The following is a 24,865-nucleotide window of genomic DNA, read 5'->3' as shown; positions in this document are numbered from 1 at the left end:
TAACTGCGCGTCAAAATATCTGGAGATCGGAGCATCTAAGCACGCCTCTAATTCTACTTTTACTAACTCTCCCCAAACCGGCTCGTTAGGCATAAATGCTCACTACTGCGTTATTGATAATGCCTCTTTCCAATAACGAATATCATACGGCACTGGGAGGGAGCATCAATCAAAACATTCCGTAGAGAGCAAAATACTTCTTGCGGAAGTTTAATGGTGTCAATTGGTAATGGTATCTCTGTAATTTCCTGTTTTGATATCAAAATTGATAGCAGTTGTTTTACTGTGTCCAATCCTCCAGCACTAAATTGGGAATTTGAGAGAAATCCTTTTGGTTACGAGTAACCATTACCGCATTCGCCCTTAGAGCGATCGCAGCTATTCGCAAATCTTTCTGTAGTCTTTTTTTGTTTAGTTGCTGGTTTTCTCTAAGTAAATCTTGATAGCAAGTGTAAGCAGCATTTTCAAAGTTGAGTATTCTCACTCCTTTGAAATACTCTTGAGTAGTCCACAGTTTAGTGTAAAGGTTTACTAAGTTGGCAGATTCTGTCCGATCATTAATTTTGACTACCCACCCGTTAAAAATTTCTTGAACTGTGACAATGGTGATAGCCAGATTGGGATAAACTTGAGCAACTTTAGATATAACAGCTTGGTTTCCTTGAAGTAAAAACGAAACATGGTCTGTGTCGAGTATATAAAGATTCATCCTGCATTTCTCAATCTAGATCGAACCCTCACCCTTTTAATCTTCATCTACTGCGTTACGTTCTGCTCTGAGATTATTAGCAATTTCAGCAAAATCTGCATCGTCTTGAAACACACCCGCAAATTTTATCCAAGGATTTTCTGCTTCGCTTTGAGGCAATTGGATTTCTATTGCAATAATTTCTATCTTTTCAAGACGAGTTGATAAAAGTGTTTTCAATTCAAGTAATGCTTGTTCAGTAGTAGGTGCCTCAACCTGAGTGTTGGGGAATTCTAGGACAGAAGCTATTACATTTCCTTCGTTATTACGTGACAGTAGGATATGTAACTTCAAGTTTTCAGACTGAGGTAGCGTTACAGAGGAGAAATTGATAACCATATATTTAATTATTAACAAGCCTTGAACAAGAATGTACTCTTCTACATTTAGCATACAGGACAGGAGTATAACTTGATAACTTTCCAACAAGTTAGAAAGTTGTCAAGTTAACTTGTTAACAAGTCGGCTGGTTGTCAACCTAACTTGCTATATTAATGACTTGCCAGTAAGCTCATAGGCAAAATGTTTGGCCTAAAATTCAATGATTATTGCATTAGCAAATCAAAAAGGAGGGGTAGCCAAAACTACCTCTACTATTTCTCTAGGAGGACTACTGGCTCTTAAGGATACTGTCCTCGCTGTTGACCTTGACCCTCAAGGTAATCTCACCACAGGGCTGGGGGTAGAAGTGGCTGATGACCAGATTAGTTGCTACGACGTTATTACAGAAAAAGCGGAAGTCATTGATGGAGTAGTTTCTACTAGATTTGGACTTAGCTTACTGCCTGCTGACATCAACTTAGCTAAGGGAGAAACCGAAATGCTTATGAAGGTAGGTAACTTCTCCATTCTCAAAGAGCGACTCACTCCCGTACTCAAGCAATTCCATCACATCTTAATTGACTGTCCACCTTCTTTGGGATTGTTAACGGTTAATGCCTTGGCAGCTGCGGATGCAGTTCTTATTCCAGTACAATGTCAATTTTTCGCTTTAAAAGGGCTGGCTGCACTTTTAGAAACAGTTGCAAGTGTTCAAAAACGTCTTAATCCCCAATTACAAATACTGGGAGTGCTGCCAACAATGGCTGAAAATACCGTCATGACTCAAGATGTCTTAGCCTCCTTAAATAAGAGACTACAAAACATTCGGATATTTGAACCCGTTCCAAAGTCAATCAAGTTTTCTGAGTCAAATCTGGCAGGCGAGCCAATTCACATCTATGCTAAAGACCCCAAACTAGTGCAGCCTTACCAGATAATCGCTAATTTAATTGCTGCAATCTAATTAAGGTGAAAAGACAGATGACAAAACGACGCGCCAGATTAAATGACGATAATGATCCGTTGTCCTCGACTGATAAAGTTTTAGCTGGGTTTGAGCAAATTAGCAAGTCAGCAAGTCAGCAAGATGAAGTGTCAACCAGCAAGGAAGCTGACAAGTTAACCAGTCAACCAGATAAATTACTAACCAGTCAAAAATCTGACAAGTCAGCAAGTCAGCAAGATGAAGTGTCAACCAGTAAGGAAGCTGACAAGTTAACCAGTCAGCAATCCAAAAGTGAACATACATTTGAAGCTTCAACAAGTCAGCAAAATAACACGCCAATCATTCAACTAAACAGCAACTCAACAAGCCAGAAAACTAACTTGCTAACAAGTCAACAAGTCAACCTAGAAAAAGTTTCATTGCGTAAATCTACATTTCAAATCAGTGAAGAGGTACTGCATCAGCTAGACAAACTGCACCTTACACTCCAGTTAGAGCTAGGAAAAGCCAATGCTCCTTATAAAGAAGTGATTGTAGAAGAAGCTTTAGTACAACTTTTAGAGTCGTTTAACTCTGATCGTGTGACTTTGATAGAGGTATTGATGTCAAGGCAGAAAAGCAGGGACAAACTTTGAAAGAGGAGTGTGCGATCGCCGCCACCGAAGCGATCGCACTTAAGGCGACATCTAACCATGTTAATTGCTGCGATCGCACCCTTTTAAATCAATATACTCACAACTCCCGGTTCGCCCATTTTTTTAGGAGTTCGATAAAAGGGGAGCAAACAGTAAATAAGTTGTTTGGTTGGTAACGTAAACACGCCAACCAAACAACTTAATTTGTTGTGTGACAGATGATTCCAGAATCTCAAAGTCTAGATTTATGGATGTTTCTTCTATTGTTTGAGGTAGTCTATCAAGATATCGCCTAGTCGTTTTTTGATGTTTTGTAACTTGAAGATTAATTTTAACGAGTCTATTGAGTTTACTCCACAATTACTACTAGCTGTTGTACTATCTAAACGCACTTTATCTGTATTTAAATCGTAAACTTGTATAATGTTTCCAGAAAGTTCTGCCTCAAATAGTTTCCAATTATGATCTCTATTGAGATAACGTAATAGTGATTGTAAACGGTCATCTGTAAGGTCTAAGTCTTCTAACTTTTCTCCAACAAATGTTTTTAACGTTTCCAACTTTTTTGCTACCCACCCTTGGACATAATTTAAACGGTGGTCAGCTTGTGAAAGTATATGCGTTAGCCAAATTACTGCTACACTTCCTAAGCTTTCACCTTCCCAATTTCCATGTGTCGGGAAATGCTTATCAAGTAGTTGCCTTGCACCTATACGCTCTAATTGTGCTAGCAGTACAGGGATATCATCCACTCGTTCGTTTGTAATTATAGGTTCTGTATGCATAAACCAGAACATATACCTACTCTGTACTTTTTAAAATATGTCGCTGGGTATACTTTTAACTGCTTATTTTCTCTAACTCATGAAAAAATAGGCGAACCGGGAGTTATAAAGTTTCCTCTAAGAATTATGATGTGTGGGATAGATACAGTTTTTTAGCTCCTACAGACAGACCTTTTTATCAATCATTTCGGAAATCTAGCCCAGGAATGATTCAAAAAGCAAAGAATGATTTTGAAATTGATTTAACTAAAAGCTCGATGATAGGCGACAGAGATGAAGATGAGAAAGCAGCGATCGCAGCCGGACTTAACTTCGCTGGTTTAGGGGGTTACTTAGAACATCGGCATAAAACCCCTATTGGTATCCAGGTACTGTGGCGAGGCTGGTTAAAATTGCACGACAAGAGTGAGGGTTGGCAGCTTGCAAAAGAGACTTAACGGGAAAAGTCAGATATTTATTAGTAATCATTTGGTAAGCTAAGAGAAAATTATGAAAAAGTAGTATGAGCTTACTTAAGTGGAAACTAAATATAGCGACAATAGCCTTGAGTGCAATCAGTCTTACTGCATCCAAATCGGCTTTGGCAGTATCTGCTTTACTCAGTCAAGGATCTAGGGGCTTTGACGGGGGATGATACTTATGGCATAAATCTTCTGATAGAGAGACGAAAAGCAGATGAAATTGTATTCTGTTAACAATGTTATTTTGAGGAAAATACTTGTAAGCAAAAGTGGTTTTTATAAAGAATGTAAGCCAGAAAAATTACTCAATAATTAATATTATTACTAAACAAAAACAGAATGGAGTAAAAAGATGAAGTTTCGGCTAAGACGCCGTAGGTTGGGTCAATTGATGCTCGTCAGTACACTAGCGGCTACAATCAGTAATTTTGTGGAGAAAACTGTGGCACAAGCTCCGGTTAAAAAAACTACTCCAATGCTGAAAAGTTCGATATCTGAAACTATGCAGGTGACGCTACAAGTGAACGGAACAGCACATAGTTTGCAGATTGAACCACGTGTTACCTTGCTTGATGCACTTCGGGAATACATAGGGCTAACTGGTAGTAAAAAAGGTTGTGATCACGGTCAGTGCGGTGCTTGTACGGTGCTGGTTGATGGACAGAGAATTAACTCCTGCCTGACTTTTGCGATTATGCACACAGATGCTACCATTACAACCATTGAAGGTCTGGCGCAAGGAGACAATCTGCACCCGATGCAAGCCGCGTTTGTTGCCCGCGATGCATTTCAGTGCGGTTATTGCACACCGGGACAAATTTGTTCGGCGGTGGGTTTAGTCAAGGAAGGACACGCTAAGTCAGATACCGACATTCGGGAATTGATGAGCGGCAATATCTGCCGTTGCGGTGCTTATCCAAATATCATCCATGCTGTCCGCGATGTCTTAGAAGGAAAAAAAGATGCAGCCGTTTAACTATAAAAAAGCGGGACAAGCGGAAAATGCCGTGGCGTTGGTGGCTCAAGATGCCGAAGCCTCGTATATTGCTGGTGGTACTAGCTTAATCGATTTGATGAAGTTGAATGTGGAAACGCCAAGAGAGTTGGTTAACATTAACCCACTGCCAGTAAGCAAGATAGAAATGCAAAGTAACAATCTACGGATTGGAGCAATGGCGCGCAATAGCGATGTTGCTTATGATGCCATGATTCAAAAGCATTACCCTGTGCTGTCAGAAGCATTGTTGTCTGGGGCATCACCGCAACTGCGAAACATGGCAACAGTGGGCGGAAATTTGCTACAACGTACCCGGTGCTATTACTTTCGCGACACTTCAATGCCCTGCAATAAGCGCGTTCCCGGTTCCGGTTGTGCGGCCATTGAGGGTTACAACCGCATCCATGCGATTCTCGGCGGTAGCGATCACTGCATTGCCACCCATCCTTCCGATATGGCGGTGGCAATGGTGGCACTTGATGCGGTTGTGCAAACACGCTCTCCCAATGGTGAGCGCAGTATTCCGCTCGCGGATTTTCATCTCCTACCTGGCAAGACACCCGAACATGAGACAGTTCTCCAACATGGAGAGTTAATTGTTGCCGTTGACTTGCCTGCTTCACCATTTGCAGCGCGATCGCACTATTTGAAAGTCCGCGATCGCGCTTCCTATGCCTTTGCAATGGCATCGGTGGCGGCAGCGCTGGACATTCAAAATGGCATTATTCGCTCGGCACGCATTGCCCTTGGTGGGGTAGGCACAAAGCCCTGGCGTGCTTACGAGGCGGAAAAAACGCTTGTGAACCAGCCAGCAAACCAGGGGACATTTCAAGCAGCAGCAAATGCTGCTGTCGCTGGAGCTAAACCTCAAAAATACAATGGGTTTAAAGTCGAACTGGCTAAACGCACCATTGTTAAGGCGCTGACGACGGTAGGAGGGATGGTATGAAAGGGGATACAAATACAGTTGTCGGCAAACCGCTCAATCGAGTTGATGGCCATCTGAAGGTGACTGGAGTAGCACGCTATGCGGCAGAGTTTCCCATAGCAAAAATGACTTATGGAGTCACGATTCAAAGCACGATCGCCAAAGGGAAGATTGCCCAAATCGATACAAAGGCGGCAGAGCAAGTACCGGGTGTATTAGCAGTGATTACCCACCTCAACGCACCCAAAGCTTCTGGAGAAAAGGGCGGTGGTCGGAAGTTGCAAGTGCTGCAAGATAACGTTGTGCTTTATAGTGGTCAGCACATTGGTGTCGTCGTTGCCGATACCTTTGAACGCGCTATGTATGCTGCCTCGCTGGTGCAAGTCCGCTATGACGAAGAGAAACCCACCATCAATATGCGGGAGAATCTTGCTAAGGCATACTTCCCTAAAGGTAAAATCCCTAGAGAGGAATCGCCCGATTCATCTCACGGCGATGTCAATCAGGGACTAGCGAATGCGGCTGTGCGCGTCGAGCAAACTTATACTACTCCAGTAGAAAATCATAATCCGATGGAGCCTCACGCCACAACAGCAGTTTGGCAAGGCGATCAACTGCTGTTGTATGACGCAACTCAGGGAATCTTTTCGGCTCAACAAAAAGTTGCTGGGGTATTAGGAATTGAGCCGGAAAAAGTCCGCATTATGTCTTACTTCGTTGGCGGTGGCTTTGGTTGCAAAGGTTCAGCTTGGTCGCATGTGCCACTAGCAGCGATCGCCGCCCGGCAGGTTAATCGTCCAGTAAAATTAGTTCTGGGACGGATACAGATGTATGGGCCTGTAGGCTTTCGACCAGAGACAATTCAACAGGTTTCTTTAGGTGCCACCCGCGAAGGAAAATTAACTGCACTCCGACACACAGGTACTTCCCAAACTTCAACCTTTGATGAATTCATTGAACCTGTGGCTAAGACTGCACGCATGATTTACGCTTGTCCGCATATCGAAACTAGCCATCGTCTGGTTCAACTCGATCAAGGAACACCAACTTTTATGCGTGCGCCAGGTGAAGCTTCTGGATCGTTCGCCTTAGAATCAGCAATGGATGAACTAGCTTATGCGCTGAATATCGATCCAGTAGAACTGCGTCTGCGTAACCATGCTGATGTCGATGCTAGTAAAGGATTGCCTTGGTCGAGCAAGTCACTGATCCAGTGCTACAAAATAGGAGCAGAAAAGTTTGGCTGGCAAAAGCGCAATCCTCAACCCCGTTCGATGCGAGACGGCAATTATTTGATTGGTTGGGGTATGGCAACAGCAACTTATCCTACCAATCGTTCTCCGGCATCAGCGATCGCTCAAATTATGGCAGACGGTACAGCAGTTGTGCAAAGCGGTTCTCAAGATATTGGTACGGGAACTTATACCGTGATGACTCAAGTTGCAGCTGATGCGCTTGGTTTACCAGTTGAAAAAGTTCGCTTTGAACTAGGCGATACGAAGATGCCACAAACCCCCGTTTCCGGTGGTTCACAAACCGCAGCTAGTGTCAGTTCGGCTGTACATTTAGCAGGAAATCAAGCTCGTAGTCAGCTTTTGCAACTAGCACTTGCCGATCAAAAATCTCCGCTTTATAGTTCAAATGCAGAGGATGTGATTGCCGAAAATGGCAGCTTTTTCTTAAAAAATAAATCCTCCGCAACCGAAACTTATCAGGCAATCTTGGCACGGCATGGAATGAAAATGATCGAAGCGCGTGCAGATGCCAAGCCTGGAGAAGAACAAAAGAAGTTTTCCATGCACTCATTTGGCTCGCAATTTGCCGAAGTCCGCGTTAACCCTGATTCTGGGGAAGTGCGAGTCACGCGCTGGGTGGGAGCTTTTGGTGTTGGACGCATACTCAATGCTAAAACAGCCAACAGTCAACTCATCGGTGGGATTGTCTACGGTATCGGTATGGCGTTGATGGAACATACGGTAATAGACCCGAACTTCGGACGGGTTGTTAACCATGATTTAGCTGAGTATCACGTACCAGTGAATGCAGATGTTCCTGATATTGAGGTGTTGTTTGTTGATGAACACGATCCACATATCAACCCGCTTGGTGTCAAGGGGATTGGTGAAATTGGCATTACCGGCACTGCTGCGGCGATCGCCAACGCTGTATATCATGCCACAGGCAAACGTATCCGCGATTTGCCAATTACATTAGACAAGCTGCTGTAGATATAGCGATCATTCGTTTTTAAAATCAATCAAGTTAGTCAGTCTAATGCAAGTGTAATCGTTAACGCGCGACGAATCGACTTGTGTTTGATACTAGCTACCATGCACAATGGCGCATTAAAAAGTAAAAAGAACCAAGTAAAAAGTAAAAAGAAATATTGAATTTATCTCAATACGCTTGGGTTAAGGCTAAAACTCTTTGTTAAAGTGAATTTTTTTAACGTAGACGCGAAGCGGCTACTCTACAAGTTCTCCAACGGAGTACCCGCAGGGTACCGCCTTCTCTACGAGAGGCTGACGCCAACGCGCAGCGTCTCGTAGAGAAGGACGCATAGACGCGGAGCGGCTGACCGCAGGGTAGGACTCAAAGAGAAGGAAGAAATGCTTAACTGAACTGTATTGGAATTTATCTTTCTTTTTACTTTTGCCTTGTTCGGTACTCACATTGTTTTAATTGGCACTTTTGGCTCAAGCTGACAAACTACTGAAAACAAAAAATAAGCAATGAAATGAACGAATTACAAGCAATCTTAGAAGGCTTCGAGTCCAGTCAAAAAAGTGGTGAAATCAGTTTTCTTGCCACTGTAGTTAAAACTCAAGGTTCAACCTATCGCCGACCAGGTGCTAAAATGTTGATGACAAATACAGGTCGGATGATTGGCAGTATCAGCGCTGGCTGCTTGGAGAATGATGTATTTGAGTATACTCAACAACGAATGTCGGACGGCAAACCAATTGTTGTTACTTACGATCATACCGCCTCGGAAGATATTCTTTGGGGCTTTGGTCTGGGGTGCAATGGGATAATGCAAGTTCTCATCGAACGGCTTGAGACAAAAAGCACACCCAATGCGATCGCTTTTACACAAGAGTGCTTTCAGAAAAAACATTTGGGTATTATTGCTACAGTCTTTGCTTTTGAAGGCGGGGTAGATGTGGAACTTGGGTCGCGCTTACTGCTGTATCCAAACGGTAAAATTATCACTGACATTAAAGATGCCAATTTAATTCAATCTCTGAGTGCAGATACTCAAGCAGCCTTTGCTAATCAAAAGTCAAGGGTAAACAAGTATCAGTTACCTTTAGGTAGTGCAGAAGTTTTCATCGAAGTCATCCAACCACCCACACCTTTAGTAATATTTGGTGCCGGTGATGACGCTGTACCTGTAGCACAGTTTGCTCAAGCATTAGGTTGGGAAGTTACTGTAGTCGATTGTCGAGCTAATGAGACAACTAGAGCGCGATTTCCTCTGCCTTGTGATGTGATTCTTAGCCATCGAGAGATTATACATAAACAGGTTTTTATATATGCTCACACAGTGGCTGTAGTGATGACGCATAATTATCTTGACGACCTAGAAATTTTAAAGAGAATACTACCATCTCCTGCACGTTATATTGGACTTCTAGGGACAAAGCATCGCACAGAAAGATTGCTTCAAGATTTAGGTACAAAAGGGATAGTTTCTACTAGGGAAGAATTAAAGAGATTGTATTCCCCTATTGGTATTGATATCGGCGCAGATACACCCGAAGAAATCGCGCTTGCAATCATTGCGGAAATTCAAGCTGTGCTGACAAACCGCAATAGTAATTTTTTAAAAAATCGGAATCAACCAATTCATCAAAGTTATCAAGAGAATTTTAATTTGTTACTAACAACATAGTATTTATCTGTTATGGTATCTAGCACCGAGCAAATAGAAACTGAAACATCAAGCATAGCTATTATTATTCTCGCGGCGGGTGCCTCTACTCGTATGGGTACACCAAAACAACTGTTGCTTTATCAAGGACGTAGTTTTTTGCATCATATTGCAGAAACTGCGATCGCTTCAGTTTGTAAACCTGTGGTAATAGTACTTGGAGCAAATGCAGAACAGGTTTGTCCCGAAGTTAAGCAACTTCCTGTTAGAGTCGTTAAGAGCCGGGATTGGGCTTGTGGAATGAGTGCTTCAATCAAAAGCGGTATCGAATTGTTAAATAATCTTCCGCAAAAAATAGAAGCAGCAGTTATTACACTTTGCGACCAGCCATTTGTTTATCCGCAACTTATTGATCAACTTGTTAATACATATTATTCGACAAAAAAGCCGATTGTTGCTTGTGAATATGCAGGTATATTAGGTGTACCAGCTCTATTTAGTCAGAGTTTTTTTTCAGAACTTGCTTCTTTGAAAGAAACATCCGGAGCAAAAATAGTTATTAATAATAACCGGAATGAAGTGTTTTCCATTCCATTTCCTCTAGGAGATATTGATATTGATACACCAAAAGATTATGAACAATTGCTATCAATGATCAGAACTGCTAATTAGGACTAGCCCAGAAGTGTTGAATGCTAAGAAAAATTCGATAAAAATAGCCCAAAATATGGTATTTTGGGCGAAGGCTTAAACTATATTAGTTTGATTGTCGATTATAAATTCATTTCCCAAAATTGTCAAAGATATCCTGAAAAGCCTGCCAAAAAACGATTATCCAGTATTGAATAGTTGTCTATTCTTTGAGTGCTGGCTATCGTCTGCTCTGGATAACAGTTTAACAAGTATGCGAGATTTATTTCCAAGATTAAATAACACCGGATTTGAAGTAGATATTTCTACCTTTTCCAAAGCCAGTTCTCACCGCGCACAAAAACCCTTTCAAGAAATTTATCAGAAATTGAATGAGTTAGGGGACTTCCAAAGAATAAATTATTCCAAGAAAAACAAGAGACAGGTTTTTTCAAGAATGATAATCATTTTAAGGGGGAGAAAAGGGGTTGCCGAGGGCAACCCCTTTTCTCCCCCTCATCTATGCATGAAGAATCTATACACTTGTCGTCTGCTTTGAAGTTAACAGTGTAAAATTACTATATTTTGTAGCTAAATAAATGCTGCTATTAAAATCAAATAACTTTTGTTTTACTACAAAAAATATCAATAAACCAATTACCTAAATTTGGGAAAACTTCATGAGTAGAATCGGTTAGCCGCTCAATCTGTTTTTCAATTTGAGCCATAGCTTTTTTTGTAAGCTTTACCCCATTCTCATAAGTTTCGTGTATTAGCTTAACCACTGGATGAGAACCTTTCCATTTCATAGTACTAGCAAACTTTAAAGCCGTCTCGACTTCATCTAAAATGCTGCCATTCCAATGATTCTCTAGTATTGCCCATGTCCTTTCTATCGGATTATATTTACTATGATATGGAGGGTAGTAAGCTAAACGTATATTTAGTTGATACTTGAAGGCAGCGTCGTCTATTAATACCAATTAGTTTATATTAATAAAGCATAGAAGCAGCTGCTAAAGCACAGAACTTTTCTTTATCTGAATTTATCGAGCGGTGGGCGAGGAGCGAATTAATGGAACCGAAACCGATCCACAAGAAAAAGTGATTTATTAAGTTAGTGTTGTGAAAGCACGTTGTGCGATCGTAAACCCTGAAGTCAATGCAAGGCAAATTCTAAATTTATAATTCCAGGTCACAACAGCTAACTCTCCCGATTGGCGTTAACCCTTAATGGAGTTGTCATTGACTAAAACGCGAAACGTGAATTTTGCACTCTGGTGATGCCGAACGTAAGTGTAGACACTCGATAGACAATTAAAATTAAATTAGACCGCCATTTCAAATAAAAACAATAATCATGGCATCTGCCGAACTTACCCCGCCGGAGTCAACGCCTATAATCATGAACGAGAGGAAGACAACCGCCATAATCGGTATGGCAGGTCGTAGGCTGGCATCCCTCTGGGAGCGCAAGTTGTTCATGGGGATTGTCTCCTAAGTTAGTTCACAGATACGTGCGAATCCGGCTCACGGACGCATCTTCGCGATGTCCTCATCCGTCCGATTCCCGTGGATGTCTATCTTCGCCAGTTCCGTTTCGATTTGTTCCAATTCACTGGCACTGATTTCTACCTCCGCCGCGCCAAGATTCTCGGCGATGCGCTCGCGCTTCCGGGAGCCGGGAATCGGGGCGATAAAGTCTTCCTTGTCCAGCATCCAGGCAAGCGAGATTTGAGCGGGAGTGGCGTGCTTTTCGTCCGCAAAGCGGTGCAGCAAATCCACAAGCGGCTGATTCGCAGCGATGTTCGCGCTATCGAATCGGGTTATGGCGCGCCTTACATCATCGCCCTGGTATTGGTCATCGACGCGCACTTTACCGGAAAGAAAGCCGCTCGCGAGTGGAGAAAATGGCACGAAGCCAATGCCGAGTTCTTTGCAAGCAGGAATGACTTCACGTTCAAACATCCGTTCCATCATCGAGTATTCGCTTTGCACGGCGGTGAGCGGAGTCACCGCGTGCGCTCGGCGAATCTGCTCTGCGGTTGCCTGCGACTGCCCCCAGCCACCAATCTTTCCTTCGCGGATTAACTGGCCCATGCACTCCGCGATCTCTTCAACTGGAATGTCAGGGCTCACGCGATGCTGGTAATACAAATCGACATGATCGGTTCCCAGACGTTTGAGAGAGGCTTCCAGATGGGAGCGAATTTGCTTGTCGGCGGGATCGGTGGTTGAGCTTTCGCGAATGAGGAACTTGGTCGCGATAACCACCTGATCGCGGACATCGCGCAGTGCTTCGCCAACTAACTCTTCGTTATTGCCCGCTCCGTAACCTTCGGCTGTATCGAAGTGGGTACAACCGAGTTCAAATGCGTAGCGAATCAGGTTGATTGACTCTTGGCGTTCGGGTGTAGCGCCGTAGCCGTGACTGAACCCCATGCAACCTAAACCAACAGCGGAGACTTCTAATTTGCTGCTTCCAATTGTTCTGTTTTTCATCATCCTCTCCTTGCATTCAAAGCTAAATCCCTAATTATAGCGTTCAGCCAGGATTAAGGGTCTTGTCCACTTTTGGTGATCCTGTTCGGGGATATTAGTTTAGGCGATGACGCGGAACGTCCGCCAAGCGCGATCGCAATCAAAAAAGATACAGTGAAACCCATTATCGGAATGAGCGATGGCACGAAGTGCCCGCCTTCATGCGATGGTGCAAGCACCCGCCAAGCGCGATCGCAGAAAGACACTTGACTTTTCACAGTCACCTGCGCTTTATATCGCCAGCAAGAACCGTCGCTCAAGTAAATCTATCCCAGCGCGACCATACATTTGTCGTTTCAACATCTTTAATCGGTTGATATGCCCTTCAACAGGGCCATTGCTTACCCAGAGCGTTACCCCCGCTTTGACAGCATCGTAGTCTTCACGCAAACTTTTAGCAAAGCGACGAAAAGGAGAAACAATGCTATTGTCAGCCTGTGCAAGCCATAGATCAAGTTGTTCAGGTTGTCGAGTACGCACCAGTTGAGCAAAATCTTGCGCTAATCCAATTGCTTCAGCTAATTCGGGGTGTTGTCCTGTTAGCAGGGCAATTAGTTGTTCATCAACTCGCTTCCACAATTCTTGTCGTCGCTGCACCAGCCAGGTTGCACGACTGGGAGTCAAAGACTTTTTCTCCGGTTCGGCAACTATTGGCAGAGACTTATTTACTAGCCGTTGTCTCAGTTTCAATCCTTGTGAGCCGCGCAACCGACGGGTGTAGCGGGCCACAGTATCATAGCTGCCGGAGTAACCACGCCGTTGAATTTCCCCAAACAGCCCTTTGGTATCGAGACAACCTTCGTTCCAGCGTTTGAGAAGGTAATCTTTGTAAGGGTTTAGGAGGCTTCGACCACGGTCGTTACGTCCTTGACGTTCAACAAAAGTGGAGGTACTCAGGTAACGAAATACAGTCCCATGACCAATGCCAAGTTGCCGAGCAATAGCTTGTCCCGACCACCCCTGGCGATGTAATTCCCAAATTTGCTGATAAATCGCCAGTCTTCGTGTACGACGCTGTTCGGCAAGGCGCTCCTGTTTAGTCGTCGTTGGAGGTGGTGGGACTGGTGCAATTACTGTGCCGTCTCTTTGGATCACCTCGATTTGACTGTAAGCTTCATCAACTTCTTTAAAGTCTTTGCTATGTACATGAAACACTCGTTCGAGTGTTTCTCCTAGATTCTGTAGTACATGAAAACGATCCGCAACCTGGATAGCTTCGGGCGCTCCTTGACTAATGCCACTAGCATAAGCTTTTGCTCGGTCTCGTGAGACAACTTTAATACCTAGATGTGCTTTTAACCATTGGGCTAAAGTTTCCGCAGAGCGGTCTTTTAGTAAAGCCAATGGTTGGCTTTGCTCTAAATCAACGAGTATCGTCCCATAAGTTTGGCACTTGCGAAAAGCGAAATCGTCTACCCCAAGAGTTTCTAGGAAATCAATTAATGGTAGAGGCATTTTACGCACCAGTCGCAGCAGTGTATTGCGACTCACAGTGAAACCATCGCGCCGCGATAGTCTCACCCCAGCTGCACCGCCTAACGCTAAACCAATTGTGGTAAATTGTTGAGCCAACCGCAGAGTCCGACGCGCCCAAGGAGCGGTCACGTTAGTCAATCTTTTAGTAAAAATGCGCCGTTTACAATTAGCATTGAGACAAAAAAACTTCCGCACACGCATCTATAAAGTAATTCTGTAATCAGCCCACGATAAATCAGCTAACGTCCGCTCATAGTGACTATGAATTCGGTGAGTTTGGGAAGTGCAGATTGGGCACTGAGTAACAGCTTGTACTGAAGCGATAATTAACGTAATGGTAGCTTGTGCTTCGTTAATCAGCCAATTTTCAATTTTGTTGATTTTTTGTATCGGGTAATAGGCGATAGAGTACTTCTATAGCCTTTTGACCCATATTCGACTCTGAGTGTGTGATTCTCAACTATTTCTCGTTTTATTACCTAAAAGCTAGAGTACACAAGAAGTTTAGGCTTTTCATCTCCATTCTAGCTTTTATTGAATTTGTTGACATCATTCTCAACTACTGAGGCGTTCGTTCTATCGCTATTGACTAAAAAAATTCATCTTTTGCGATCGCTCAGTTGAGAGTATCCCCAAACAGGATCACCAAAAGTGGACAAGACCCATAATCCTGGCTGAAGCACAATTATAGTTGCAAATAATCCTGGTTTGTAAATGTCTTGATTGCAGGTTTGAGCGATTAGCATTGCAGGTCGCTACACTTAGTGGCGATCGCTACTTGGTTGCGGAAGGGAGCGAGAGCTTCGCCCACAAGTTCTTCATTGGTGAATGGACCGTAAACTTCTGCGGTATCGAAAAACGTAATGCCGCGATCAACGGCTGACCGAATCAATGAAATCATCTCCTCTTTATCGGCAGGCGGACCATAGGAAAAGCTCATTCCCATGCAGCCCAGCCCGATCACTGAAACTTCTAAATTGCTATTTCCAAGTTTTCTTTTCTGCATTTGCTTTTCTTCCTAAATTATTCTAGAGACCTGATTTAAAGCGATTGCTTGATGTCCTCCGTCCTGGAAGTCCCGTTGTCCGATGATGTCGTCGGGTAATCGTTGGTGGCTTTAGCATCCGCACGACGATAACTCCAGCGCTCAATACAACCAGCGTGCTGACGAGGAACACCGCGCTCAAGCTGCCCCCGCTCGCGATCAATCCTAATGCAGGGCTGGCAAGTCCCAGCGACAGGTCGAGAAAAGCGGTGTAGGCTCCCATCGCAAGTCCACGACTTTCCGCCGGGGCACGACGCAGTGCTTCTACGCCTAAACTAGGGTAAACGAGCGAGTAGCCAAGACCAGTGAGGGTCGCCCCAAACAACGCTAATGTAGCCCCAGGCGCGAGCCAGATCAGCGCTTGACCGATCGCTTCGATTAGGATGCAGACCAACGCGACCTTAGCACCACCAATCTTGTCCGGCAAGTGACCGAAGGCAACGCGCCCGACGATGAAGGCGATGCTTAGAAGGGTAAAGGCGAGCCAGGCTTGTCCCCACCCATGTTGTGCAAACAGCAGCACAATAAACGTTGTGATCGCGCCGAAGCCAACGCCACTGAGCGCCAAACCGAGACCCGGCACCCAAACAGCACTCATTATTCTAGTGAATGCAGGGCGGGTCTGGGGCATCGACGGAACAGCTTGGCACGGCGCGACGAGTAGCAGGGTGACGAGCGGGATTAGGGTGGTGGTAATCGCGATCGCCACAAAACCGTTGCGGGCATATAGGATAGTGCCAACCGGAGCGCCGACCGCAAACGCTGCATAGAGGGCCGTTCCAACCCATGCCATGACTTTGCCTGTGTTCTGTGAACCCAAGAGCACAAGTCCCCAACTCAGCGCTCCTGTGATAATGAAGCTCTCCCCCACACCGAGCAGCGCCCGACCCATCAGTAGAATTGTGACCGAAGTTTCAGGCTTGCCAACAAAGCGAAGCGATAGCAGGTAGAACAGCCCGGATGCGGCTGCAATCAGCAGTCCAGCAACAACGGCGCGTTTGGCTCCCCGGCTGTCGGCGTAGTAGCCTGCCCACATCCGCGAAAGCAGCGATGCCGTAAATTGGCTACCGGCGACAAGACCGACTACGAAGGTGCCGAGTCCTAGTCCTTGGTGGACGTGAAGTGGGAGTACCGGCAGCGCCAGACCAATGACGAGGTATGCAATGAAGACCACTCCGATAATCGGCAGCAGTACTGCCACGGTGGGAGGAGTCGTAGATGTCCGAGAAACTTTATTGAACATAGAACTGGGCACGTTAAGGGCTGAGGTATAGCTTGGAGCTTTTATTGAGACCTATTTATTGCTTAAAACCTTATTCAATACTTCAGCAGCATTATCGGCTTCAGGCTTGCCGACTTTGGACTTGAGAACTGATACGAGACTGTTCATCTGTGCCTTGGTCAGTCCAGTATTCATGCCGATTTTGAAATGCGCTTGCAGTTGAGAGTTAACACCTTTCATGCTTGCAAGAGCTGCAATGGTCGCAATCTCCCTACTTTGAAAGTCCAGGTTGTCGCGCCCGAAGATGTCTGCGAACAGGTGACTTTTCAAAAACTGATCAATGGCGGGAGCAAACGTATAAACTTCTCCAGAAACCGGACCTCCTGCTAGGCGCGTCTGAATTTCTGTTCCGAGCTCGATCCGACTTTTATCGGTCGGAAGTGGGCTTGCTTCCCTACCCGCTGCGTCCTTGATTCCCTTTGCCTCCCTTGCTTTCAGAACGCTCATGAAGGCGTTGAGGGCGTTTAGACTGCGCGGGAATCCCGCATAAGCATACAGTTGAACCAAAACCTCCTTGATCTCATTTACCGTCAAGCCAGCATCAAGCCCTTCATTTAGGGCAGCAGACAGATGTTCCATATCGCCGTTGGCGGTAAAGGCGGCGATGGTGACGATGCTTTGTTGTGGTGCGTTTAAAGTTTGATCGTTGTTCATTGTTTGTGCATCCGACATGCATGAAAGGCTAAATATCATTACAGACACCAGTGCCAATAACACGATGAGCTTTTTCATCAAAACTGCCTCCTTATTTGCCACTGCCACCGAGTCGTGGCGAACGGTTCTTTTTGGTCTCACGCCTTTGAGAGGATGGAACGGGCGCATAAGGTGACAAGGATCGTCAGCGCCGTCTGGCGTGATCTCCACTATTTGTCGCGTTCACTGCAACGGTGTCACGCTTGGCAACAAACATCACTACACCGTTTGACCGCCATCGACGACCAGGGCGTGCCCGACGACGAAGGAGGACGCATCCGAACACAGCCAGACGACGGCATTGGCGATTTCTTCGGGCTGTCCCATCCTTCCAAAGAGCCAGGTACATTAATGCCTCTACGCCAGAATCTATTTTTCCAAGGATAACGAGTCCGTTTGCATACCCAAAGTCTCTATAAAATATCGCCAAATTTCCCCAGGGAGCATAATAAGCAATATCTCCAATAGCAGGATCGCTACCTGAGGGGGCATCTTCTGTAGATAACCTTTCTGGCAGATCACTGATTTTTTCGGTTCTCGCGTAATCTTCTAAGGCTAGAGTTAACGGCAGCAGGGAAATAAAATCCTGAGTGGTTTTGTTATCGATCAAGGTGGCTGTAACGGTTTTGTCTTTGACTTTTATGCTTATTTTCATAACGAATTATTGGTTTTTGCAGTCCGTCTTTTCATTGAAACCGAATTAGATTTGGCACAAAATAAAGCACTGGAACGAGAAGAAAACAGCCTAAGGACAGATAGACATTCACAAATACTAAGAAAATTGATAGCACGTAGATGACGATCGCAGGAATGCTGTTTCTTGGTCCCAGAACTTTTGCGGATTCATAATCAACGGTGAAAAGCCTTTTATAGCTTGCGTAGCTTCTTAATCCATATATCGCCAATGTACTGATAAGCGAATTTACACCATACAAAAGAATCGGAAATTGATCAGTTGGATGATCGCCAACAAAAGCGGTTGGAAATGGAAGAAAACAAATCGATAACAAGAAAAGGTTGTTCAACCAGACCAGTCCGAGTGGCACACTGCGTAAATGGCGGAAAAAATAATGATGATTCACCCAATAAATAGAAACCATCACAAAAGACAGCACGAAACTGACAAATTTCGGAATCAGCGGTGCCATTGCAGCGGCATACTGACCAAAGCTGGAATGATCGGCAATCTCTGGAACGTGCAATTCGAGAACAAGCAGGGTCATTACGATCGCAAAAACCCCATCGCTGAAACTTTCAACTCTATCCTTTGACATGAGTGATGAGTTATTTGGATTTCCCCTCATATTGACCTGTTCCATCCAGTTCACGGGCTTGCAGCAGTCGTTTGTCTCGTGTGGGTAGTTTGCTACGGTGACCAAAATGCAGATCGGTCAGTAATGTTCCCACGTAACCGACCAGCGTTCGTCTGTCCGAGACGATCTTATGATCAGGTGCCCGTCAGAAAACTGATACATGCGCGGAAGGTCTTTCCCCACCAGTGCCCGCACGTTCGCTCCCTCCACGTGATGCGTAACCGTATGCGCCGCTTCATTCACGTCGTAGCGACCGAAGGAACCCTCATACCCGCCCTGAGCATACGCTACAGGATTGTTGGATGAAGCGGACTCCGGTTTTGAATACATGACCTGCACTGACATATGTCCATCAGGCGTGTAGATCAGCGAACCCTTCGCATCCGTAATGCGCTTTAGTTTCCCGTCCGCTCCTGGTTCGTCCAGCCAGAGCAAATGCCACGCTCCGACTAACGTTTCCCTGGCAAGACCAGGGCTTGCGTTTTTCCTTTCTGTGGATTGCGCCCACGAAGGTCCACTGAGCGCCACAACAACTGCCAACGTCCCACAAAATAGTGCTTTCATACATGATTCCTTTTGTCACAACTGAAATGGCATAATCCCGACTCCCAAGCACGCTTCGTTCTTAGACGTATCTTCAAAATGTTTTGCGCGAGCTGACTACCGTTCACCGGCCAGTTAGCTGTTCATGAAATTCCGGATACCGAGCGCCTTCTACCTTGATGTTTGAGGAGGCACTTTCAATGGCGCAAAGATCGTCCGGCGTAAGTTCAATGTCCACCGCGCCGAGGTTTTCTTCAAGGCGATGCAGCTTCGTTGTGCCGGGAATCGGAACGATCCACGGCTTCTTTGCCAGCAGCCACGCGATCGCGATCTGAGCAGGGGTCGTTCTCTTTTGTTGGGCAAATTCAGTGAGCAGATCAACCAACGCCTGGTTCGCTTTACGATTCTCTGGATTAAAGCGGGGGACGGTGTTGCGGAAATCCGTATTATCGAACTTCGTATCTGCGTCGATCTTGCCTGTGAGAAAGCCCTTCCCCAACGGGCTAAAGGGAACAAAGCCGATGCCCAATTCCTCCAGGGTCGGCAGCACTTCGGTTTCAGGGTTTCTCCACCAGAGCGAGTATTCGCTCTGAAGTGCAGTCACCGTCTGAACTGCATGGGCGCGACGAACGGTTTGCGCTCCTGCTTCAGAAAGACCGAAGTGCTTCACCTTGCCTTCTTGAATGAGGTCCCTCACCGCTCCCGCTACGTCTTCGATCGGCACGTTCGGATCGACACGATGTTGGTAGAACAGATCGATAGCCTCGACCTTGAGTCGCTTGAGCGATGCCTCAGCGACCTGCTTGATGCGATCGGGCCGACTGTTTAAGACAGTCCATCTGTTCCCGTCGTTAGGTCCAGGTGCCCAACCGAACTTAGTGGCGATCGCCACTTGCCCGCAGAACGGAGCGAGGGCTTCACCCACAAGCTCTTCGTTCAAGAACGGACCGTAAACCTCAGCGGTGTCAAAGAAGGTGACACCTCGTTCGACGGCAGCACGGAGAAGGGAGATCATCTCCTGCTTGTCTTTGGGCGGCCCGTAGGACCAGCTCATGCCCATGCAGCCCAGCCCGATCGCCGAGACTTCCAGATTGCTGTTTCCAAGTTTGCGCTTTTGCATTTTTTGAACTCCTCTCTTTAAATTAAAGGTCGGAACTGTCTTACTTCACGGTTAGCTCTGGTATTGTTCATCGCTAACCTGTTCCATCCAGTCCACGAACTTGCCATCAAGATGTTCCTGAATGGCGATGTGCGTCATCGCCGTGGTTGGTGTAGCACCGTGCCAATGCTTCTCACACGGTGCAAACCAGATCGTGTCCCCCGGTCGAATTTGCTCGATCGCACCGCCCCAGCGCTGTACAAGACCGCAGCCTGCCGTTACGATCAGGGTTTGTCCCAACGGGTGGGTATGCCATGCGGTTCGAGCGCCCGGCTCAAACGTGACACTGGCTCCAGATGTGCGGGCTGGATCGGGTGCTGAGAACAGGGGGTCAATGCGAACCGTGCCGGTAAAATACTCAGCCGATCCTTTGGTGGAAGGCTGTGAGCCACTTTGTTTGATGTCCATTTTCTGAATTTCTTTACTTAATGTCATGTCAGTTGCCAGTCCAATCGTAGAAATTGAGCACTTATCACCTGCTCTATGTAGTAGGGATGGAAATTTTTTAGGAAGCAAGGTTAGCCTTGATATCTTTTGGGTCGTCAGTCGGCGAATCTCTTGCCCCATAAAACCTGAATTGTCTCTTGGATAAAAATCCAGATGCTTATAAGAAGCCGGAATCGTTTTTCATTGCTTTAGTTTCATTGTAGGAATTCTAGAGAGCAAGCAATAGAACGATCATCTAAGATCGTTGTACAATCCTGCAAACTTACACCTGTTTCAATTTAAGTCGCGATAGATTCTATATAGGCTTGGCACTGCCAATCCTTTTCTGGAGCTTGATGTGTCCAAAAATCTGTTTTAACTAGTATTAGAAATGAACGCTGCACAAACAAGTGAAACGTCCGACAGGAATTTACTGAACGACCCGCAGGCAAAGCGCGAGGCAGACCGAGCGCAAGCCAATCGAGACGAACTAACTGAGCGAATTGCCCAGGCGATTCGTCAGGATGGGACGATCGAGCTGCTGAAAGGATTACACCTCAAACGTTCCTCTTCACCTATGGAATTCTGTCATGGGGTCTCTATTCCTGCCTTTTGTGTGATTGCTCAGGGCAGCAAAGAAGTCCTGCTAGGCGACCATCGCTATCAGTACGACCCGATGCATTATCTACTGGCGACGGTGGAACTGCCGATTGTGAGTCAAATTCTGGAAGCGTCCAAACAGAAGCCATACCTGAGCGTTCGCCTCGATCTCGACCCCGTCCTCGTTGGTTCAGTCATGCTTGAGGCGGGCTATCCCTCTGCACAAAGAAGTGCCAATGTCAAAGCGATCGACGTGAGTCCGTTGGATGCAAATCTGTTGGATGCCGTAGTACGGCTTTCAGCCTAATGAGAGGCTTTTTGCATTAACTTGAGTGTCAACTGAGTAAAATTCTATATAATAGATAGTATTACTGTAGATAACAGTCCTGCCAAACTAATAGGTAATTCTGAAAGGAAGCCACCGAGAATTTAATTTCGGTGGCTGTTTGAGTTTTTATCGGGAAATGTTTTTCCAACTTTCCTGATAATTACGATTGACCATTGTTTGGTTATTCCACTTCTATTGCTCTCAAAATTCTGCCCAATAATTTGGTTTTTAAATTATCCAAAAATCAGATTATTTGGGGAAATAGTAGCAGTTTGATTGAGAAATTAGTCTCGTTTTTTGTGCATAGGCAGCCTGCACGGAGTATGCACAAAATGATAGACTAATTCTAAGCTTTAATCCGAAAACTCATCATCTATTGGAGCGATTGAAATCTTTGTTGAATTTAAATCAGGAAGTAAAGATGAAAAGAATAATTGGTTACGCCAGAGTATCTTCTCGTGAGCAAGCCGAAGACCATCAAGCTTTAGAACAACAAATTGCCCGTCTCAAAAGAGCTGAAGCGACTGAAATCTTTGTGGAAGTTAAATCAGGGCGGCGAGATGATAGAGCCAAATTAAATCAACTTATGACTTTAGTGCAACTAAAGCAAGTTGATGGAGTAATTGTCACCAGAATAGATAGAATTGCTAGGTCTTTACCCAAGTTGCGACAGTTTCTCGATGTTTTTGTAAATTCTGATGTCAACCTGATCATCTTAGATCAAAGTATTGATTTAAGTACATCTCAGGGGAAATTAATGGTGAATATACTCGGTTCCTTTGCTGAGTTAGAAGTGGATATGCTATCTGAAAGAGTCAAACATGGAAAACAACACCGAAGAAATCAAGTAAAAGCTTGTGAGCAAGCTCCTTGGGGTTATGTTGTTCAAGATAGCAAGTATGTTTTAGATAACAGTCCCTATCTTTGCCTAATTACTGAAGATAGACCAAAGAATTACCTTCAGTTGAAAAAGTCTGATATCCCCCTTGAACAAGTTCCAGGAAGAACTGTAGCTCAACTAGGAAAGGAATTTATTCAAAGCTACATCCAAGAAAAAAGCATCAGAGGAGCTTTGAGATGTGTATTTAAAAAATATGGAGTAGGCAAAACTAGTGCCAAAATCAACTCTCATGACCGAGTATTTTATTGGACACAAAGAGGTTTTTCCCTTTGGTTAATTAATCCTGTACTTTGTGGACACACATCTTACCTGAAAGAGGATAAAAGAAATCACTTAAAACACCCTAGCGAATGGACAACTATTAAAGATACTCATCCAGACCAAAGACTGATGACTGATGAAGAGGCAGCAGAAATTCAATATCTGCTTTCACTCAATAAAAAAATAGGTAGCGGAGCCTTGGGACAAAAAGCTGATGCTAACAATCATTACCGAGAGTATGCTTATCAAGCGGGAATGATTTTTTGTGGAGAATGCGGCTCCAAATGTACTATTAAATACGCTTCTAGCAAGCACAAACAGTATTCTTACTATGCCTGTAGATATTCCCAACTAGGTTGTAGTAATTCTCGCTCAGTTGTCCGAAAAAAAATTGAAGATAATTTAATTAAATTTTTAGTTCGTCAGTCTCAGATGTTTGCTAGAGGCTCGTCCTTTGATGATGACTATATTTCATCCGACTCAGACCGAGTAAGCACATTACAAGCCAAGCTCAAAGCGGTGTCAGAAATTGAAGACTCCGATCCAGATTTGGAGAAATTTAAGCAGAAGCTACGTCAGCAGATTGCATCGGCGGTTAATTCATCTAGTGAAGATTACCTGAGTAATTGTACAGCTAGTGAAATTCTGCGGGCTGGGAACAATTTAGCTTTCTGGCATACGCTGTCTAACGACGAGAAAGTGGGAATTTTTCCCCGATTGGTTAATCAAATCTTTATCCACGATGGAGAAGTGAAATCGGTTGTTCTCATCGATGAGTAGACCTGTTTTTAAAGTCTATTTTCACCCAGGATTGTGAGAGCAGCAACCCATGTACTCTGCTTTGAAGATAGGGCATTGGACATTGCTTGAGAGAAAATCATCTTTCCCTTGTGAGTGCAACTTATAGATTCTCTTGTAAAAGCACATGGACTGCTCTGTTTGGGGGAGAATTTCATATTTTTAACCTTTCTCTCAACCCCCCAGATGAACAAAAAGCTTAATTTCCGGATTAGGAGCGTATTAAAGATGATAAATTCTCTTGAACAATTTCAACTAAATAAACTTAGGACACAGATTGCTTATGCTATTGTGCTGAAAAAAGAGAATTTCCCGGAACCAGAGGTAATTGGTCGGCTTGACTGTCCCTTTTGTCAATCCCAGCAAGTTTACCAGAGGATGCGCCGTAAAGATGGTAATACCCATGTTTGTCGCCAATGTCAACAGGACTTCTCATTGGAGTTAGTTGATGGGTGTAGATGTTGGTTTCCAGGAAAACTTGCCAAATGCCATGATTGTTCTCGCTTTCAAGCGATGCTACCCCTGCTCAAGGAAGCGAATGATGGTTTGCGTAATCTCAGTCGCCAAGAGTTAGAAAGTTTATTGTCTCACCTCTACAAACACTAAAATTCAATAGCCATTGAGCCTATATGCGCGACTTTCAATTCCTGCATATAGGCTCAATGGCTAAAGCGATCCCTACTACCAATCACTAAGAGACTTCCCAAGTCTTAGAAATAGTAACTTTTTCAGCTTCGCTATAACACCCTAGTAGCAACGTCAAAGTAATGGTTTTACTCTTGCATTACACGTATTAGCCGTAATGTGGAATTCTGAATAAATATCGAACATGCGGGTGCGATCGCCCCACTAATTCGGAACCGGGAGCGTTTGCGATCGCATAAATGTTGAGAATGATTGAACCTTTATCTAAATCAACTCAAGTTGAAATAATTCCTCTTGTTGCTTTAGCGGTATAGCCCACTTAAAACTGCAACCAGAGGAACTACTCTCATCCCGATTTAACCACTGCCCGAAAATCGAATCACGCTGATCATCGACAGGCACGAATTGATAAACACACTCCCGATTGTCTCGTGAACCAAGCCGACCCACATAACTCACTAGTCCCCGCTAAGAGTGCGGGGATGAAAGTTTTGTTGGTTGGGGTGATGGGGTGCAATCACACTTAGCG

Annotated in this window: 24 protein-coding genes and 7 pseudogenes; 14 read left to right on the top strand and 17 right to left on the bottom strand. The window is 44.8% G+C overall.

Annotated elements, in window-relative coordinates:
* Window positions 1–280 precede the first annotated feature (280 nt).
* Together V7K31_RS09990 and V7K31_RS09985 are read right to left on the bottom strand one after the other, a co-directional pair.
* Window positions 281–709 (bottom strand): type II toxin-antitoxin system VapC family toxin, encoded by a 429-nt coding sequence (locus V7K31_RS09990; protein ID WP_335094094.1) that lies wholly within the window; start codon window positions 707–709, stop codon window positions 281–283.
* Window positions 710–745: 36 nt separating this feature from the next.
* Window positions 746–1,141 carry a hypothetical protein gene (locus tag V7K31_RS09985; RefSeq protein WP_335094093.1) on the bottom strand — a complete coding sequence of 132 codons (396 nt, stop codon included), beginning with the start codon at window positions 1,139–1,141 and terminating at the stop codon, window positions 746–748.
* A 148-nt stretch (window positions 1,142–1,289) separates the two neighbouring features.
* Here V7K31_RS09985 and V7K31_RS09980 point away from each other — a divergent pair, with 148 nt between their 5' ends.
* From V7K31_RS09980 to V7K31_RS09970, 3 genes are read left to right on the top strand one after another with little or no spacing between them, the layout of a single operon-like run.
* Window positions 1,290–2,033, top strand: a complete 744-nt coding sequence (locus V7K31_RS09980) for a ParA family protein (protein WP_335094092.1) — start codon at window positions 1,290–1,292, stop codon at window positions 2,031–2,033.
* A 17-nt stretch (window positions 2,034–2,050) separates the two neighbouring features.
* Window positions 2,051–2,650 (top strand): hypothetical protein, encoded by a 600-nt coding sequence (locus tag V7K31_RS09975; RefSeq protein WP_335094091.1) that lies wholly within the window; start codon window positions 2,051–2,053, stop codon window positions 2,648–2,650.
* Entirely contained in the window at window positions 2,647–2,826 is a 180-nt protein-coding gene (locus V7K31_RS09970) for a hypothetical protein (protein ID WP_335094089.1), read from the top strand. The genes V7K31_RS09975 and V7K31_RS09970 overlap by 4 nt, the downstream gene beginning before the upstream one ends.
* Window positions 2,827–2,997: 171 nt before the next feature.
* Here V7K31_RS09970 and V7K31_RS09965 read toward each other — a convergent pair.
* Window positions 2,998–3,435 (bottom strand): annotated as a pseudogene (locus V7K31_RS09965) (IS1634 family transposase); the annotation flags it as partial.
* A 131-nt stretch (window positions 3,436–3,566) separates the two neighbouring features.
* Here V7K31_RS09965 and V7K31_RS09960 point away from each other — a divergent pair.
* From V7K31_RS09960 to V7K31_RS09930, 7 genes and pseudogenes are all read left to right on the top strand, one after another.
* Window positions 3,567–3,737 (top strand): annotated as a pseudogene (locus V7K31_RS09960) (HAD hydrolase-like protein); the annotation flags it as partial.
* Window positions 3,738–4,248: 511 nt separating this feature from the next.
* Window positions 4,249–4,872, top strand: coding sequence for a (2Fe-2S)-binding protein (locus V7K31_RS09955; protein WP_335094086.1), 624 nt, complete (start codon window positions 4,249–4,251; stop codon window positions 4,870–4,872).
* Complete coding sequence (locus V7K31_RS09950; protein ID WP_335094085.1) at window positions 4,859–5,842, top strand: FAD binding domain-containing protein; 984 nt, start codon at window positions 4,859–4,861, stop codon at window positions 5,840–5,842. The genes V7K31_RS09955 and V7K31_RS09950 overlap by 14 nt, the downstream gene beginning before the upstream one ends.
* Entirely contained in the window at window positions 5,839–8,049 is a 2,211-nt protein-coding gene (locus V7K31_RS09945; RefSeq protein WP_335094084.1) for a xanthine dehydrogenase family protein molybdopterin-binding subunit, read from the top strand. Before V7K31_RS09950 ends, V7K31_RS09945 begins: the two co-directional genes overlap by 4 nt.
* A 509-nt stretch (window positions 8,050–8,558) precedes the next feature.
* Entirely contained in the window at window positions 8,559–9,716 is a 1,158-nt protein-coding gene (locus V7K31_RS09940; RefSeq protein WP_335094083.1) for an XdhC family protein, read from the top strand.
* Window positions 9,717–9,728: 12 nt separating this feature from the next.
* On the top strand, window positions 9,729–10,367 hold the full coding sequence (locus V7K31_RS09935) for a nucleotidyltransferase family protein (protein ID WP_335094082.1): 639 nt from the start codon (window positions 9,729–9,731) through the stop codon (window positions 10,365–10,367).
* A 100-nt stretch (window positions 10,368–10,467) separates the two neighbouring features.
* A pseudogene (locus V7K31_RS09930) lies at window positions 10,468–10,725 on the top strand (IS4 family transposase); the annotation flags it as partial.
* Window positions 10,726–10,939: 214 nt separating this feature from the next.
* Here the strand turns inward: V7K31_RS09930 and V7K31_RS09925 are convergent.
* Window positions 10,940–11,281 (bottom strand): annotated as a pseudogene (locus V7K31_RS09925) (ISAzo13-like element transposase-related protein); the annotation flags it as partial.
* 574 nt (window positions 11,282–11,855) lie between these two features.
* Window positions 11,856–12,830 carry an aldo/keto reductase gene (locus V7K31_RS09920; RefSeq protein ID WP_335094081.1) on the bottom strand — a complete coding sequence of 325 codons (975 nt, stop codon included), beginning with the start codon at window positions 12,828–12,830 and terminating at the stop codon, window positions 11,856–11,858.
* 69 nt (window positions 12,831–12,899) lie between these two features.
* On the opposite strand from V7K31_RS09920, the gene V7K31_RS09915 reads away from it, so the two are divergent.
* The gene (locus V7K31_RS09915) at window positions 12,900–13,076 is read left to right on the top strand and encodes a hypothetical protein (RefSeq protein WP_335094079.1); all 177 of its coding nucleotides are present in this window, start codon (window positions 12,900–12,902) and stop codon (window positions 13,074–13,076) included.
* Between the two features lie 21 nt (window positions 13,077–13,097).
* Here the strand turns inward: V7K31_RS09915 and V7K31_RS09910 are convergent.
* The 11 genes and pseudogenes from V7K31_RS09910 to V7K31_RS09860 all read right to left on the bottom strand — a co-directional run bounded on the left by V7K31_RS09910 (window position 13,098) and on the right by V7K31_RS09860 (window position 20,812).
* Window positions 13,098–14,760 (bottom strand): annotated as a pseudogene (locus V7K31_RS09910) (ISL3 family transposase).
* 181 nt (window positions 14,761–14,941) lie between these two features.
* On the bottom strand, window positions 14,942–15,088 hold the full coding sequence (locus V7K31_RS09905; RefSeq protein WP_335094076.1) for a hypothetical protein: 147 nt from the start codon (window positions 15,086–15,088) through the stop codon (window positions 14,942–14,944).
* Window positions 15,082–15,348: an aldo/keto reductase gene (locus V7K31_RS09900; protein ID WP_335094075.1), complete on the bottom strand. Its 267-nt coding sequence runs from the start codon at window positions 15,346–15,348 to the stop codon at window positions 15,082–15,084. The genes V7K31_RS09905 and V7K31_RS09900 overlap by 7 nt, the downstream gene beginning before the upstream one ends.
* Window positions 15,349–15,370: 22 nt before the next feature.
* A complete protein-coding gene (locus tag V7K31_RS09895) occupies window positions 15,371–16,630 on the bottom strand; it encodes an arabinose transporter (RefSeq protein WP_335094074.1) in 1,260 nt (419 codons plus the stop codon).
* 51 nt (window positions 16,631–16,681) lie between these two features.
* The gene (locus V7K31_RS09890; RefSeq protein ID WP_335094073.1) at window positions 16,682–17,401 is read right to left on the bottom strand and encodes a carboxymuconolactone decarboxylase family protein; all 720 of its coding nucleotides are present in this window, start codon (window positions 17,399–17,401) and stop codon (window positions 16,682–16,684) included.
* 180 nt (window positions 17,402–17,581) lie between these two features.
* Window positions 17,582–17,695 (bottom strand): annotated as a pseudogene (locus V7K31_RS09885) (SDR family oxidoreductase); the annotation flags it as partial.
* Window positions 17,696–17,768: 73 nt separating this feature from the next.
* A pseudogene (locus V7K31_RS09880) lies at window positions 17,769–18,017 on the bottom strand (cyclophilin-like fold protein); the annotation flags it as partial.
* 31 nt (window positions 18,018–18,048) lie between these two features.
* Complete coding sequence (locus V7K31_RS09875; RefSeq protein WP_335094072.1) at window positions 18,049–18,681, bottom strand: TMEM175 family protein; 633 nt, start codon at window positions 18,679–18,681, stop codon at window positions 18,049–18,051.
* A gap of 72 nt (window positions 18,682–18,753) precedes the next feature.
* Window positions 18,754–19,239, bottom strand: a complete 486-nt coding sequence (locus V7K31_RS09870) for a lipocalin-like domain-containing protein (protein WP_335094071.1) — start codon at window positions 19,237–19,239, stop codon at window positions 18,754–18,756.
* A gap of 103 nt (window positions 19,240–19,342) precedes the next feature.
* Entirely contained in the window at window positions 19,343–20,338 is a 996-nt protein-coding gene (locus V7K31_RS09865; protein WP_335094070.1) for an aldo/keto reductase, read from the bottom strand.
* Between the two features lie 51 nt (window positions 20,339–20,389).
* Complete coding sequence (locus V7K31_RS09860; RefSeq protein ID WP_335094068.1) at window positions 20,390–20,812, bottom strand: (R)-mandelonitrile lyase; 423 nt, start codon at window positions 20,810–20,812, stop codon at window positions 20,390–20,392.
* A 382-nt stretch (window positions 20,813–21,194) separates the two neighbouring features.
* Between V7K31_RS09860 and V7K31_RS09855 the strand changes: the two genes are divergently transcribed.
* The 3 genes from V7K31_RS09855 to V7K31_RS09845 all read left to right on the top strand — a co-directional run bounded on the left by V7K31_RS09855 (window position 21,195) and on the right by V7K31_RS09845 (window position 24,297).
* The gene (locus V7K31_RS09855) at window positions 21,195–21,710 is read left to right on the top strand and encodes an AraC family transcriptional regulator (protein ID WP_335094066.1); all 516 of its coding nucleotides are present in this window, start codon (window positions 21,195–21,197) and stop codon (window positions 21,708–21,710) included.
* 442 nt (window positions 21,711–22,152) lie between these two features.
* Entirely contained in the window at window positions 22,153–23,673 is a 1,521-nt protein-coding gene (gene xisF / locus V7K31_RS09850; protein ID WP_335094064.1) for a fdxN element excision recombinase XisF, read from the top strand.
* Window positions 23,674–23,919: 246 nt separating this feature from the next.
* Window positions 23,920–24,297: a hypothetical protein gene (locus V7K31_RS09845; protein ID WP_335094062.1), complete on the top strand. Its 378-nt coding sequence runs from the start codon at window positions 23,920–23,922 to the stop codon at window positions 24,295–24,297.
* A 303-nt stretch (window positions 24,298–24,600) separates the two neighbouring features.
* Here V7K31_RS09845 and V7K31_RS09840 read toward each other — a convergent pair whose 3' ends face one another.
* Window positions 24,601–24,795 carry a hypothetical protein gene (locus V7K31_RS09840; RefSeq protein ID WP_335094061.1) on the bottom strand — a complete coding sequence of 65 codons (195 nt, stop codon included), beginning with the start codon at window positions 24,793–24,795 and terminating at the stop codon, window positions 24,601–24,603.
* Between the last annotated feature and the right edge of the window lie 70 nt (window positions 24,796–24,865).

The organism is Nostoc sp. (assembly GCF_036917675.1).
Lineage (GTDB): Bacteria > Cyanobacteriota > Cyanobacteriia > Cyanobacteriales > Nostocaceae > Nostoc.
This window is presented reverse-complemented; position numbering and strand designations above follow the sequence as displayed.

Excerpts from the sequence above, each read along its gene's own strand:
- V7K31_RS09870 (WP_335094071.1), bottom strand. The coding sequence starts at position 19,239 with ATGAAAGCACTATTTTGTGGGACGTTGGCAGTTGTTGTGGCGCTCAGT.
- V7K31_RS09945 (WP_335094084.1), top strand. The coding sequence starts at position 5,839 with ATGAAAGGGGATACAAATACAGTTGTCGGCAAACCGCTCAATCGAGTT.
- V7K31_RS09985 (WP_335094093.1), bottom strand. The coding sequence starts at position 1,141 with ATGCTAAATGTAGAAGAGTACATTCTTGTTCAAGGCTTGTTAATAATT.
- V7K31_RS09980 (WP_335094092.1), top strand. The coding sequence starts at position 1,290 with ATGATTATTGCATTAGCAAATCAAAAAGGAGGGGTAGCCAAAACTACC.
- xisF (WP_335094064.1), top strand. The coding sequence starts at position 22,153 with ATGAAAAGAATAATTGGTTACGCCAGAGTATCTTCTCGTGAGCAAGCC.
- V7K31_RS09900 (WP_335094075.1), bottom strand. The coding sequence starts at position 15,348 with ATGCAGAAAAGAAAACTTGGAAATAGCAATTTAGAAGTTTCAGTGATC.
- V7K31_RS09875 (WP_335094072.1), bottom strand. The coding sequence starts at position 18,681 with ATGGAACAGGTCAATATGAGGGGAAATCCAAATAACTCATCACTCATG.
- V7K31_RS09860 (WP_335094068.1), bottom strand. The coding sequence starts at position 20,812 with ATGACATTAAGTAAAGAAATTCAGAAAATGGACATCAAACAAAGTGGC.
- V7K31_RS09855 (WP_335094066.1), top strand. The coding sequence starts at position 21,195 with ATGAACGCTGCACAAACAAGTGAAACGTCCGACAGGAATTTACTGAAC.
- V7K31_RS09890 (WP_335094073.1), bottom strand. The coding sequence starts at position 17,401 with ATGAAAAAGCTCATCGTGTTATTGGCACTGGTGTCTGTAATGATATTT.
- V7K31_RS09895 (WP_335094074.1), bottom strand. The coding sequence starts at position 16,630 with ATGTTCAATAAAGTTTCTCGGACATCTACGACTCCTCCCACCGTGGCA.
- V7K31_RS09935 (WP_335094082.1), top strand. The coding sequence starts at position 9,729 with ATGGTATCTAGCACCGAGCAAATAGAAACTGAAACATCAAGCATAGCT.
- V7K31_RS09940 (WP_335094083.1), top strand. The coding sequence starts at position 8,559 with ATGAACGAATTACAAGCAATCTTAGAAGGCTTCGAGTCCAGTCAAAAA.
- V7K31_RS09950 (WP_335094085.1), top strand. The coding sequence starts at position 4,859 with ATGCAGCCGTTTAACTATAAAAAAGCGGGACAAGCGGAAAATGCCGTG.
- V7K31_RS09990 (WP_335094094.1), bottom strand. The coding sequence starts at position 709 with ATGAATCTTTATATACTCGACACAGACCATGTTTCGTTTTTACTTCAA.
- V7K31_RS09845 (WP_335094062.1), top strand. The coding sequence starts at position 23,920 with ATGATAAATTCTCTTGAACAATTTCAACTAAATAAACTTAGGACACAG.
- V7K31_RS09975 (WP_335094091.1), top strand. The coding sequence starts at position 2,051 with ATGACAAAACGACGCGCCAGATTAAATGACGATAATGATCCGTTGTCC.
- V7K31_RS09905 (WP_335094076.1), bottom strand. The coding sequence starts at position 15,088 with ATGCTAATCGCTCAAACCTGCAATCAAGACATTTACAAACCAGGATTA.
- V7K31_RS09865 (WP_335094070.1), bottom strand. The coding sequence starts at position 20,338 with ATGCAAAAGCGCAAACTTGGAAACAGCAATCTGGAAGTCTCGGCGATC.
- V7K31_RS09955 (WP_335094086.1), top strand. The coding sequence starts at position 4,249 with ATGAAGTTTCGGCTAAGACGCCGTAGGTTGGGTCAATTGATGCTCGTC.
- V7K31_RS09920 (WP_335094081.1), bottom strand. The coding sequence starts at position 12,830 with ATGATGAAAAACAGAACAATTGGAAGCAGCAAATTAGAAGTCTCCGCT.